Consider the following 11362-nt stretch of genomic DNA (forward strand, 5'->3'; position numbering starts at 1 on the left):
GCGAAGCAGAGCCGCGCCCGGCCAGCCGCGGCGCCCCCGCCGACGGGGTGATCCGCGAAGGCGAGCACGGCCGCGACGTGCGCCTGCTGCAGGAGCAGTTGAACAAGCTCGGTTACCGCGACGGCAACGGCCATGCGTTGAAGTCCGACGGCGACTTCGGCGATCGCACCCGCGAGGCGGTCAAGGCCTTCCAGCATGCGCACGGCCTCAAGGACGACGGCATCGCCGGCCCGAAGACGCTGGAGGCGCTGAAGAAGGCCGGCGAGGCGCCGCTGCTGTCCAATCCGGCGCACCCCGACAACGGCATCTACCGCCAGGCCGTGGCCGGGCTGGAGAAGCTCGGGCCGAACGGCGGCTTCAACAATCGCGAGCAGATGGAACGCGCCGCGGCTTCGCTGACCTACGAAGCCAAGGTCAGCGGCCTGAGCTCGATCGACCACGTCGCCCGCAGCGCCAACGGCAACGGCCTGTTCGCGGTGCAGGGCGAGCTCGACGACCCGGCGCAGCATCGCGTGCACGTGGAAAAGCGGCATGCCGCCGAGCAGCCGATCGAACGTTCGACCTTCCAGGTGCAACAGGACGCACCGACGCGCGAGCCGGCGCAGGCGCCGCACAAGGAAGCGCCGAGGATGCAGATGGCTTGACCGGGCCGGCGCACAACTCTGGTGGAGGAGAGCGCCGATCCGGATCGGGGACATCGCAGGCAAGGGATTGCGCTGCAACCACTGCGATGTCCGGACAGGGACGTCGGCGCTTCGCCCGCAGGGGCGGGGCGGGCAGGGCAGGCTCGATCGCTAGGGAGATCGAGCCTGTCGCTGCCGCTTTGCCGGCCGCCCGCGATCGGGCGGCCGGACACGGCCGGCCGGCGACGGCGGGCCGGGATTTCAGCGGTTTCAGGGCCGGGCGGCGCGCGCCGGCCCGGCGTCTCGCCCTTGTGGGGCTGCCGCTATTGCGCGAGCATGAGGATTCGGTTGCGGCCGGAGGTGCACGATGAACGCAAGCACGCAGGAACAGCAATTGCAGGTCGGCGGCCAGGCCACGACCCAGACGCTGGACGACATGCGCCGCGCCGAGCAGCGCTCGCTGCTGAGCAGCCCCAGCCATCCGCATCACGACCTGTACTCGCAGGTGCGCATCTGCCTCGACAAGCAGGACATGGGGCTCAAGGACTATTCCGGCGACCAGCGCGACAACCTGGCCGCGGCGCTGGCCCTGGAGGCGCGCACCGGCGGCCTGCGCAGCGCCGACCACGTGGTGCTGAGCAAGGACGGCTCGCGCGCCTTCGTGATCGAGGGCGAGCCGGACTCGCCGAGCCGGCGCATGAGCTATGTCGACACCGCCCAGGGCGCGGCGCAATCGATGGAACGCAGCAGCCAGCAGCTGGCCCAGCTCGCTCGCGAACAGGACCTGCAGGACCGGCAACGCCAGGACGAGCGCCAGGCCGAACGCCGGGAGGACCGCCAGGAAGACCGGCGCAACGAACGCGAGCCCTCGCTAGCCCGGGCCCTGTTCAAAGACTAAAACCCCCGCGCCGCCATCGGGCGCGCGAAGGCATCGGAGGCCTGCAATGAACGAATACCGGCATCACATCCTGACTCGCGGCCGCTACCAGATCGTGGCCCTGACCCCGGACCAGCAGTTCGAGAGCGACGACATCTACGCCTATGCGGTGATGTCCTCTTCCGGGCTCAAAATGCGTCAGGAACTGACCCTGACCGACGCCCGCAACTGGCTGGAATTCTGGATCGAGCAGGAAAGGGCCTCCAGCGGAGGCTCGTCGCCGGATATGATGGAGCCATCGCCTCCGGGGGAGCCTTCGAAACTGCAGGCCGCACGGAAGCGACGCTGACCGACAGCGGGTTCGGGGAAACCAAGCAGGAAACATTACGTGAAAGGGAAGCTGATTTTTGCCCTGGTGGTACTGGTACTCGTACTGGCCGCGGGGACGTATCTGTCGGGATACGTGACGTTGATGTTGTTGGATATCGACAGCCGCGCGCTGAAGTGGACCACCTACCTCGATTACCTCAAGGTGCTGGACGTCCCTCAGTACAAACCCTATGCGGGCAAGATCAAGGCCGGCGGTTTCATCGGCTATGGCCTGCCGATGGTCGGCTACCTGATCCTGACCGTGCTGATGCTGAAGCCGAAGAAGAAGTCGATGCACGGCGACGCGCGTTTCGCGCGCGCCGGCGACCTGTCGGCGAAGGGCATGTTCAAGTCGACTCCGACCAGCATCGTGGTCGGCAAGTTCAACGGCCAGCTGGTGCAGCTCAGCGGCCAGCAGTTCGTGATCCTCGCCGCGCCGACCCGTTCGGGCAAGGGCGTCGGCATCGTCATTCCGAACCTGCTGAACTACCAGGGCTCGATGGTCGTGCTCGACATCAAGCAGGAAAACTTCGACCTGACCAGCGGCTGGCGCGCCCAGCAGGGGCAGGAGATCTTCCTGTTCAATCCCTTCGCCGAAGACCGCCGCACCCACCGCTGGAACCCGCTGACCTACGTGTCCAGCGATCCGGCCTTCCGCGTGTCCGACCTGATGAGCATCGCCGCGATGCTGTATCCGGACGGCTCGGACGACCAGAAGTTCTGGGTCAGCCAGGCCCGCAATGCCTTCATGGCCTTTACCCTGTACCTGTTCGAGGCCTGGGAAGACGCCAAGAAGGTCGGCTTCCCGTTCGGCACCGTGCCGACCCTGGGCGCGGTCTACCGCCTGTCCTCGGGCGACGGCAAGACCGAGCTCAAGCCGTTCCTGCAGGGCCTGGCGCAGCGGCCGTTCCTCAGCAGCAACGCCAAGTCGGCGTTCGCCAACATGCTGTCGCAGGCCGACGAGACCTTCGCCTCGATCCTCGGCACGTTCAAGGAGCCGCTCAACCCCTGGATCAACCCGGTCCTGGACGCGGCGACCAACACCGACGATTTCCTGCTGACCGACCTGCGCAAGAAGAAGATGACGATCTACGTCGGCATCCAGCCCAACAAGCTGGCCGAAAGCCGCCTGATCGTGAACCTGTTCTTCAGCCAGATCATCAACCTCAACACCCGCGAACTGCCGCAGAACAACCCCGAGCTCAAGCACCAGTGCCTGTTGCTGATGGACGAGTTCACCTCGATCGGCAAGGTCGACATCATCGCCTCGGCGGTGTCCTACATGGCCGGCTACAACCTGCGCCTGCTGCCGATCATCCAGAGCATGTCGCAGCTCGACGCGACCTACGGCAAGGACATCTCCCGCACCATCATCACCAACCACGCACTGCAGATCATCTACGCGCCGCGCGAGCAGCAGGACGCGAACGATTACTCCGACATGCTCGGCTACACCACCGTGCGCAAGGAGAACATCACCCGCGGCCGCGAAGTCTCGCGCAGCGAGTCGGAAGAGCGCCGCGCGCTGATGCTGCCGCAGGAACTCAAGGCGATGGGCTTCGACAGCGAGGTGTTCCTGTACGAGGGCATCCCGCACCCGGTCAAGTGCGACAAGATCAAGTATTACCAGGACAAGCTGTTCACCCAGCGCCTGCTGCCCAAAGTCTCGGTGCCGGTGCTGGACATCGCCACCGGCTGAGCCGGAGGAGCCGTGCGTCGCGTTGCCGGGCTGCGGCCCGGCAAGCGGCGCGGCTTCGCGGGCATAATACCCTCAGTCTCCCTGTTCGGTAGCTCGTATGCGCGACCTTCGCATCTCGCTCGTCCAAGGCGCCACGCTGTGGCACGACCCGGCCGGCAACCGCGATTACTACGGCCATCTGATCGCCTCGCTGCGCGGCATCACCGATCTGGTGCTGCTGCCGGAAACCTTCACCAGCGGCTTCAGCAACGAAGCGATCGGCAGCGCCGAAACCATGGACGGGCCGACCGTGAGTTGGCTCCGCGAGCAGGCGGCCAAGCTCAATGCCGCGGTCGCCGGCAGCGTGCAACTGCGCACCGACGAGGGCGTGTTCAACCGCCTGCTGTTCGCCACGCCCGACGGCGGCCTGCAGACCTACGACAAGCGGCACCTGTTCCGTTACGCCAAGGAGCACGAGCGCTATGCCGCCGGCCGCGAGCGCCTGACCGTCGAATGGAAGGGCTGGCGGATCTGTCCGATGGTCTGCTACGACCTGCGTTTCCCGGTGTTCTCGCGCAATCGTTTCGATGTCGAGCGCCCCGGCGCGCTGGATTTCGATCTGCTGCTGTACGTCGCCAACTGGCCGGCGGCGCGCGCTTATCCGTGGAAGACCCTGCTGCGCGCGCGCGCGATCGAGAACCTGTGCTACGTCGCCGGGCTCAACCGCGTCGGCAGCGACGGCAACGGCCTGAGCTACGCCGGCGACAGCGCGGTGATCGATTTCCTCGGCCACCCGATCAGCGAGTGCACCGACGAGGAGGTGGTGGTGACCGCGACCCTGCAGGCGGCGGAACTGGCGGCCCACCGCGAGCGTTTCCCGGCCATGCTCGACGGCGACCGCTTCGAGCTGCGCTGAGTATTCTCGTAGTGGCGGCGCTGCTGTCTTCGCTCTTGGGCAGGAGCGGCGCAAGCCGCGACTGCGACGTCTCCGGTCGCAACGGTTTACCCGCCACGATGCGTTGCTTCGGTCGATGGCAAAGGCGTTGCGGACTCTGCGCGTTCCGTGGCCCAAAAGAAAGCTAACCAAAGAAAAGGCCTTCCTTGACGAAGCTCCCCTGCGAGTACGCAACTGTCGCCGGGATTTTTCGATAGGACATCCTTGTCCTATCGAAAAACGGCGCACGTCCTGTGCGCCGCCCTCCGGGTCTACGATTGCATCGCGAGCTCGATGCTGCGCCAAGCTTTAACGGCAACGGCAACGGCAACGGCAACGGCAACTTCAGGAGCAGCTCGGGTAGGCCGTCGCCGCTCCTATCCTTGCGCGAGCACGCCGCATCGACGGATGACGGACGACGGCGTTCAGCGCAAGCGGTCGTGGACTTGCAGGCCCTGGCCCGGGTCGGCCGCGTCGTAACGCACGGTGACCTCGCGGTCGGGTTCGCCATCGCGGCCCGGGCGCAGCAAGGACACGCGCAACGAACCGTCGGCGGCGGCAACGCGCTCGCCGGGTTCGATCGATTGCAGGCAGGAGGCGATCCGGTAAGCGTCGTGCTTGCGCACCTGCAGCGCCGCATCGAGCGCCAGCCAGACCAGGTCGGTCTCGGTGCCGGCGCCGCAGCGACCCTGCGTGCGGTCGGCGCGGCTGGCGATGTCGACTTCGATCAACAGATAACGCGGCTCGCCGGGGCCGGAGTCGGCCAACAGCGCGCGCCGTTCGAGCGTGCCGTCGACATCGGTGATGCGCGAAAGCTTGAGCGGTTTGCGCCTGGCGCCGTCGACCAGCCACAAATCCCGCTGACGCGAATCGATCTCGAGCTGCAAGGCGGCTTCGGCCGCCCTCGCGTCCGCGCACGCCAGGCAGGCAAGCAGCAGACAGGCGAGCGCGGCGGGCAGGGCGGCGGGGTTCATCCCGTCACTGTACGCCGCTGCGCATGCGCCGGGCGCGCCGTCTGGCCCGCTGTCGGCCTCGCTCACAGGCTTTCCGACGGCCGCGACGCGGCGGCCTCGTCGGGCTCGCGGCTGCCGCGCTTGTGGAAATACACCTGTTCGGCGGCCCAGCGCAGCGGCGCCGAATGCAGTAGCAAATCGAACGGCCAGTCGAACTGGAAGTGATCGAAGGCCCAGCGCAGGGCGCGCTTGCGGCGGAAGCGCGGGGCACTGTCGCGGGCGACCGATTCCGGCGCCGGGCCTTGGCCGAGCGCGTGCAGGGCGATAGCCTGGCCCAAGGTCTCGCCGTGCGCCCAGGCCGAGTGAATGCCGCCGGCCGTGACCGGCGAAACGATGCCGGCGGCGTCGCCGGTCAGCATCACGCCGTCGCGGGCGAGCGGGAATACAGGACCGCCGCAGGGGATCAGGCCGGCGCGGGTTGCGGCCGGCTGCACTGCGGCGTCGAGGCCGACCACCGAGCGCACTCGTTGCAGGAAGCCGTCGATGTCCGGTACCCGCGCGCGCTCGGGGTCGTGGCGCACCGCCAGGCCGGCCTGGACCCCGGTCGGGTTCTGCGCCACCCAGCCGATGTAGCCGGGCGCGTAGCGCTTGCTGACGAAGCAGTGCAGGGCGCCGGACTCGGGCAGGGCGGCGCCGGGAAACTCGTACTCGATGCCGTAAAGGAACTCGCGGGTCTGGCCCAGGCCGGTGCGCTCGGCGACGCGCGACTTGGCCCCGTCGGCGCCGACCAGGAAACGGGTGCGGCCCACGCCTTCGATGCGCCAGCCGTCGTCCTCGCGCTCGGCCTGGGTGAACGAGGTGCCGAGGCGCAACTCGACGCCGTGGCGGACCAGTTCCTGGGTCAGCCAGCGCATCAGCCGCGGCGTGTCGGTGGTCAGGAAGTAATAGCCCGGCGCGCTCAAGGCCATGCTGCGCAGCCGCGGCGAATACAGGCGCACGCGTTCGACGCGGTGCAGGCAGCCGGCCGGCGCGCGGCTCAGCCAGGTCTGTTCGGCGGCTTCCTTGACCACGATGCCGGTGGTGCGCAATTTCTCGCCGGGGTCGCGCTTGCGTTCGAGCACCACCACGCGCAGGTCGGCACGCGCGGCGGCCAGGGCGCAGGCCGCGCCGGCGAAGCTGGCGCCGACGACGACGAGATCGCAGTCGTAAGCTTGGGAGTCGAGGCTCATTCCGGTTTCTCGTGGGGGAGACCGGTGCAGTCTGGGCAGGCTCGACGAAGCCCGTATGGGCTCTGTGTGAAGTGAGTCAAGCTTGCAACGGCGTTCACGCGCGAGGCGTGACGCGAGCCCGGTTTTGCTTGGCGATCCGCGGCCGAAGAGGCCGCGACGGTCAGTGATGAGCGGCCGACAAGGCCGCGATGGTCAATGCGAAAGCGTTCAGGGCATCCGATGCGGCAGTGGAATCGCCGGCGGAACGGGCGGTCGCGCGTACGATCGCGCCATCGAAGGCCTGGGCGATCGCGGCGGCGCGCAGGTCGCGATCGGCCGATTCAGGCAGCAGCGCGGCGATGCGTTCGGCGAGTTCGCGCTTGTGCCGGCGCGCGCATTCGTTCGCTTCGGGCAGGACCGGACCGATCTCGGCCACCGCATTGATGAAGGCGCAGCCGCGGAAGTGCGGGTGGGCGAACCATTCCGCCAGGGCCGGCACCAGCGCGGCGGCGCCGTGCCCGGGCGCGCCGCCGTGGCGCCGCAGGGCCGCGTCGAACCAAGTCATCCAGCGTTCGTGACGGTACTGCAGGAACGCCAGGATCAAGGCGTCCTTGCTCGGGAAATGGCGGTACAGGGTGACCTTGGTGACGCCCGAGTCGGCGATCACCCGGTCGATCCCGGTGGCGCGAATGCCTTCGAGATAAAACAGATCGTGGGCGGTGTGCAGGATCCGCTCGCGGGCGGGCAGGGGCGGGGCGGGCGCGGCGGCTTTGCGGTTCATGGCGCGATGGTAGACCGATTCGTCTACCGCCGCCATCGGTGTAGACAGACTTGTCTACATTAGATAAATTCGCTATGTAGAACGATCTGTCTACGCCCGCTAGGAGCCCTCATGCACACTCGTCCACCCTTGCCGCCGTTCACCCGCGACAGCGCCATCGAAAAGATCCGCCTGGCCGAAGACGCCTGGAACTCGCGCGACCCCGCCCGCATCGGCCTGGCCTATTCGGTCGATACACGTTGGCGCAATCGCGCCGAATTCGTCGACGGCCGCGACGCCGCGGTGGCCTTGCTCGAACGCAAGTGGACCCGCGAACTGGACTATCGCCTGATCAAGGAGCTGTGGGCCTTCGACGGCCGCCGCATCGCCGTGCGCTTCGCCTACGAATGGCGCGACGACTCCGGGCAATGGTTCCGCAGCTACGGCAACGAAAACTGGGAGTTCGGCGACGACGGCCTGATGGCGGTGCGCCTGGCCAGCATCAACGACCGGCCGATCGCGGCGAGCGAACGCAAGTTCCATTGGCCGCAGGGCCGGCGTCCCGACGACCACCCGGGCCTGAGCGAACTGGGGCTTTGAAGCCCGTCGCCGCCGGCATCAGCCAGCGACGACCAACTCGATGCCCAGGCGCAGCAGCCCCTCGCGGTATTCGGTGCTGATGCCGGGGTCGGTGATGATGGTATGCACGCATTGCAGCTGGGCGATGCGGTGCAGGCCGACGCGACCGAACTTGGACGCGTCGGTCAGCACGATCACCTTGCGCGCGCGCTCGACCATGCGATGGTTGAGGCTGGCCTCGCCCTCGTGGTGGGTGGTCAGGCCGAATTGCAGGTCGAGGCCATCGACGCCGAGGAACAGCGCATCGAAGCTGTAGCTGTTGAGGCTGGCCTCGGCCTGCGCGCCCTGGAACGACAGCGACTGCTTGCGCAGCAGGCCGCCGGTCAGCATCACCTCGACCCCCGGCGCGTTGGCCAGTTCCCAGGCGATATTGAGGCCGTTGGTCATCACCGTGACGCCTTGCGCGTCGCGCAGGTGGCGCGCCAGGGTCATGGTGGTGGTGCCCGAATCGATGATGATGTTGTCGCCGGCCTGGACCAGCTGCGCGGCGCGGGCGCCTATCGGTTCTTTGAGGCTGCTGTTGAGACTGTCCTTCTGATGGATGTCCTGCTCCGGCGCCGGCGTGCGCACCAGGGTGGCGCCGCCGTGGGTGCGCCTGGCCAGGCCCTGCGACTCGATCTGGGCCAGGTCGGTGCGGATCGTCACCGTGGACACGTCCATCGATTCGGCTAGATGCGCGACGTGGACGCTGCCGTGTTCGACCAACAACTGCAGGATGCGTTCGCGGCGTTGGCGGGTGTTTCGCATCGGTGTTTCTCGTTGCATGGCGAGGCGGTGGCGAACGAGGGCCGGTATGGCGCGAGTCCTGCATCGAGGCATCCGCCCGCCGCATGCGACAGCGGCGGCAGCGGCTCGTCGGTGCGATGGTGACATCTTTCGGCTGCGGCGGTGGAGTGCCGGCTGGGCCGGCTGCGGGACCGGGGCGCCTGCGACAGGCCCCCGGTCCGGGCGCGCGGATGTTCGATCCAGCTGTGAGCCCTGAAACGAAAACGCCGCCATCGCGGGCGATGACGGCGTTCGGTGCAGGTCCGTAGCGCGCCGCCAAGCGGCGGGGCTCGGAGGCGGAGCCGGGGAACCGCCGGGAAAAAGTCGGCACTCGGCGATTCAGATCCTCAAGGGTTCAAGCGCCACGTCTGGTAGCCGTTGCCGAGGCAGGTGTAAACGCGCAGGTAAGCGCCCTGGGCCGCGTTGTCGAGCGGGTCCAGGCAGGTGCCGCTGCCGACGTTATACAGGCCGTCCGAGCCCGGCATCGGCATCCAGCGTTGCGCCGAGCCGTTGCCGCAGGCGGCGAGCCGGACGCTGCCGTCGCTTTCCGCCTGCAGGCACTGGCTGCGGCTGCGCATCAGCATGCGAAAGCCGTCGTCGCGTTCGATCAATTGGTTGTTATTGCTTGCGCAGCTCCACAGGCCCGCCCGGGTTCCGCCGGCGAGGGTGTCGAGGCAATGGCCGCTGTAAGTGTTGAGCAAGACTTTGGGCGAGCCGAGCGTGCCGAACTTGTTGTCGGCGGCGATGCAGTCCTGCTCGGTGGTGCAGGAGGCGCGCGCGATCGATTGGCAGTTGCCGTAGGTCTTGCTGGTGCTGGCCGACGGCGCGACCGTGCCGTTGCCGGCGCTGGGGCGGAAGAACACCGCGCTCGTCGCCGGCGCGGCCGCGCAGCTTTCCAATTGCTCGTCGCCCTGGGCGAAATTTTCCAGGAACTCGACGGTCTTGTCCTTGAGGCCGCCCCAGGTCGGCGGCACCTGGATGGTAGCGACCTTGCGGCGGGCGCCGGTCGCGACGTCGGTGATGTAGGCGCTCCAACGCGCGGGCGCTTCGCTGACGATGCGGATCCGGTATTTCTTGCCCTGCACCCAGGGGTAGGCGACCCAACATTGCACGCCGCTGCCCTCGTGGGAGAAGTGGCTGCACAAGGTGCCGCTTTCGGCGACCCAGCCGGTCGCTTGCCAGATCGAGAAATTCAGCGCCTTGTCGGCGTTGCTGCGGTGTTGCAGGCCGACGTAGCCGCCATCGCCGTTGTCGAGCCAGAACTGATGCGCCCAGTAGGTGCGTCCGTTGTAGCCGGGTTCCTGGGTGATGGCGATGGCGAAGTCCATATCCGCGTAACCGCCGGGTTTGCTCGGCCAGGTGCGGTCGATCGCGACCATGCCGCCGGCGACGACGGCCGCGGCGGTGCCGTGCAGGCTGAGAAAAATCAGTAACAGGACGATCTTCGCGTAGCGCATACGGACTCCTATCGGCGACGGTTGCGGACTGCCGGCGGCGAGATGTCGGCGTCGTCGTGGCAGCATCGGTCCAGGCCGCGGTTCATGCGGCATTGGGATGGATCGCTTGGATTCTTCGGCGGGATTACGGCGGGATTTTGGCGGATTTGGATTCGGATTCGATCGACAGCCTCAGTCGGCGATGCGCATGGCCCGCTGCAGACGCCGAGGCCGCGTCTGCGGTATCGGTGGTTCCGCATCCAGTCGGATATTTGCGACTGCGTTGGAGCGCGTTTTCGATTAAGCATGCGCTGCCGGCACCCGTCAACAGGAACAACGGAAACGAAAGTGCCGTGGTTTTATGGTTTCGAGGCCGAGTTTTTTATGAGCGATGCGAAACGAAACCTCGCATCCGCAACGGGTTTCGTACCGGCCCGCCGATGGCGCGGATATCGCGATGGCAGTCGCAATGTGGGCGGGATTGCGCTTGTTTTCGCATCGATGGCGAACGATCTCGAAGATGCAATGTGCCATCTGGACCTGCACGAGATTGTTCGGCGCTGTATGCGACGCCAGGCTGGAACGAACGATTTTGCTGCGAGCGCATATTGGATAGCGCGAGATGCGCTGGTGTCGCGGGCGTGGTTTCGATCCAAGATTCGCGGAGTGCGGATACGCCTCGGCGGGATGCGGATCGTGGCTGTAGTGCCGCGGTGTACGCGTCAGGTCCGAGTGCGCAGGCGCCATCTCGTTGCGGTGCGAACGGCCGCTGCGCGGTCGCGGCTTGCGCCGCTCCTACCCTTGAAGCGGTGGCGCGGAGACGGGCCAGTGAGCAGCTGAGGCAGTTGCGCGGTGGTGAGTGCGTCAGGTTCGAGTGCGCGGGCGCCATGTCGTTGCGATGCGAACGGCTACTGCGCGGTCGCGGCTTGCGCCGCTCCTACCCTGGAAGCGGTGGCGCTAAGCCTGGGCGGAAGCGGGTGGGGCCCACCGTTCGGCGACGGCCGGGATACCTAGAAACAAAGGGCGCCGAGGCGCCCTTTGTCGTGTCTTGCTTCAACCGGTCTGGCGCTTGGTTCAGGCGCCGCCGCGCGGACCGCGGCCGCCGCCGGGGCGGCCACCG

At 67.3% G+C, this 11362-nt stretch carries 11 protein-coding genes; 6 read left to right on the plus strand and 5 right to left on the minus strand.

What is annotated here, in order from left to right; all coding sequences use genetic code 11:
• From ACSAMQ_RS18090 to ACSAMQ_RS18110, 5 genes are all read left to right on the plus strand, one after another.
• The coding region (locus ACSAMQ_RS18090; RefSeq protein ID WP_435396994.1) for an XVIPCD domain-containing protein at positions 1 to 644 on the plus strand (644 nt) is incomplete at its 5' end.
• Positions 645 to 990: 346 nt separating this feature from the next.
• The gene (locus tag ACSAMQ_RS18095; RefSeq protein ID WP_435396995.1) at positions 991 to 1521 is read left to right on the plus strand and encodes an XVIPCD domain-containing protein; all 531 of its coding nucleotides are present in this window, start codon (positions 991 to 993) and stop codon (positions 1519 to 1521) included.
• A gap of 46 nt (positions 1522 to 1567) precedes the next feature.
• The gene (locus ACSAMQ_RS18100) at positions 1568 to 1849 is read left to right on the plus strand and encodes a hypothetical protein (protein ID WP_435396996.1); all 282 of its coding nucleotides are present in this window, start codon (positions 1568 to 1570) and stop codon (positions 1847 to 1849) included.
• 39 nt (positions 1850 to 1888) lie between these two features.
• Positions 1889 to 3568: a type IV secretory system conjugative DNA transfer family protein gene (locus tag ACSAMQ_RS18105; RefSeq protein WP_435396997.1), complete on the plus strand. Its 1680-nt coding sequence runs from the start codon at positions 1889 to 1891 to the stop codon at positions 3566 to 3568.
• A gap of 97 nt (positions 3569 to 3665) precedes the next feature.
• Positions 3666 to 4463, plus strand: coding sequence for an amidohydrolase (locus ACSAMQ_RS18110; protein WP_435396998.1), 798 nt, complete (start codon positions 3666 to 3668; stop codon positions 4461 to 4463).
• A gap of 443 nt (positions 4464 to 4906) precedes the next feature.
• On the opposite strand, the gene ACSAMQ_RS18115 is transcribed toward ACSAMQ_RS18110, so the two are convergent.
• The 3 genes from ACSAMQ_RS18115 to ACSAMQ_RS18125 form a co-directional block, all read right to left on the minus strand.
• On the minus strand, positions 4907 to 5455 hold the full coding sequence (locus ACSAMQ_RS18115) for a hypothetical protein (RefSeq protein WP_435396999.1): 549 nt from the start codon (positions 5453 to 5455) through the stop codon (positions 4907 to 4909).
• 62 nt (positions 5456 to 5517) lie between these two features.
• Positions 5518 to 6663, minus strand: a complete 1146-nt coding sequence (locus ACSAMQ_RS18120) for an NAD(P)/FAD-dependent oxidoreductase (protein WP_435397000.1) — start codon at positions 6661 to 6663, stop codon at positions 5518 to 5520.
• Positions 6664 to 6823: 160 nt separating this feature from the next.
• Positions 6824 to 7423 carry a TetR/AcrR family transcriptional regulator gene (locus ACSAMQ_RS18125; protein WP_435397001.1) on the minus strand — a complete coding sequence of 200 codons (600 nt, stop codon included), beginning with the start codon at positions 7421 to 7423 and terminating at the stop codon, positions 6824 to 6826.
• A gap of 111 nt (positions 7424 to 7534) precedes the next feature.
• Between ACSAMQ_RS18125 and ACSAMQ_RS18130 the strand changes: the two genes are divergently transcribed.
• Positions 7535 to 8002, plus strand: coding sequence for a DUF1348 family protein (locus ACSAMQ_RS18130; RefSeq protein ID WP_435397002.1), 468 nt, complete (start codon positions 7535 to 7537; stop codon positions 8000 to 8002).
• Between the two features lie 18 nt (positions 8003 to 8020).
• Here the strand turns inward: ACSAMQ_RS18130 and ACSAMQ_RS18135 are convergent, their stop codons facing one another.
• Positions 8021 to 8788, minus strand: a complete 768-nt coding sequence (locus ACSAMQ_RS18135) for a DeoR family transcriptional regulator (RefSeq protein ID WP_435397003.1) — start codon at positions 8786 to 8788, stop codon at positions 8021 to 8023.
• A 365-nt stretch (positions 8789 to 9153) separates the two neighbouring features.
• Positions 9154 to 10263, minus strand: a complete 1110-nt coding sequence (locus ACSAMQ_RS18140; protein ID WP_435397004.1) for a DUF3472 domain-containing protein — start codon at positions 10261 to 10263, stop codon at positions 9154 to 9156.
• Between the last annotated feature and the right edge of the window lie 1099 nt (positions 10264 to 11362).

The organism is Lysobacter sp. 1R34A, from assembly GCF_051217035.1.
Taxonomy (GTDB): Bacteria; Pseudomonadota; Gammaproteobacteria; order Xanthomonadales; family Xanthomonadaceae; genus Lysobacter.

What these genes read in the sequence shown, in the direction of transcription:
- ACSAMQ_RS18095 (WP_435396995.1), top strand. Translation starts at nt 991, where the DNA reads ATGAACGCAAGCACGCAGGAACAGCAATTGCAGGTCGGCGGCCAGGCC.
- ACSAMQ_RS18100 (WP_435396996.1), top strand. Translation starts at nt 1,568, where the DNA reads ATGAACGAATACCGGCATCACATCCTGACTCGCGGCCGCTACCAGATC.
- ACSAMQ_RS18110 (WP_435396998.1), top strand. Translation starts at nt 3,666, where the DNA reads ATGCGCGACCTTCGCATCTCGCTCGTCCAAGGCGCCACGCTGTGGCAC.
- ACSAMQ_RS18115 (WP_435396999.1), bottom strand. Translation starts at nt 5,455, where the DNA reads ATGAACCCCGCCGCCCTGCCCGCCGCGCTCGCCTGTCTGCTGCTTGCC.
- ACSAMQ_RS18120 (WP_435397000.1), bottom strand. Translation starts at nt 6,663, where the DNA reads ATGAGCCTCGACTCCCAAGCTTACGACTGCGATCTCGTCGTCGTCGGC.
- ACSAMQ_RS18125 (WP_435397001.1), bottom strand. Translation starts at nt 7,423, where the DNA reads ATGAACCGCAAAGCCGCCGCGCCCGCCCCGCCCCTGCCCGCCCGCGAG.
- ACSAMQ_RS18130 (WP_435397002.1), top strand. Translation starts at nt 7,535, where the DNA reads ATGCACACTCGTCCACCCTTGCCGCCGTTCACCCGCGACAGCGCCATC.
- ACSAMQ_RS18135 (WP_435397003.1), bottom strand. Translation starts at nt 8,788, where the DNA reads ATGCGAAACACCCGCCAACGCCGCGAACGCATCCTGCAGTTGTTGGTC.
- ACSAMQ_RS18140 (WP_435397004.1), bottom strand. Translation starts at nt 10,263, where the DNA reads ATGCGCTACGCGAAGATCGTCCTGTTACTGATTTTTCTCAGCCTGCAC.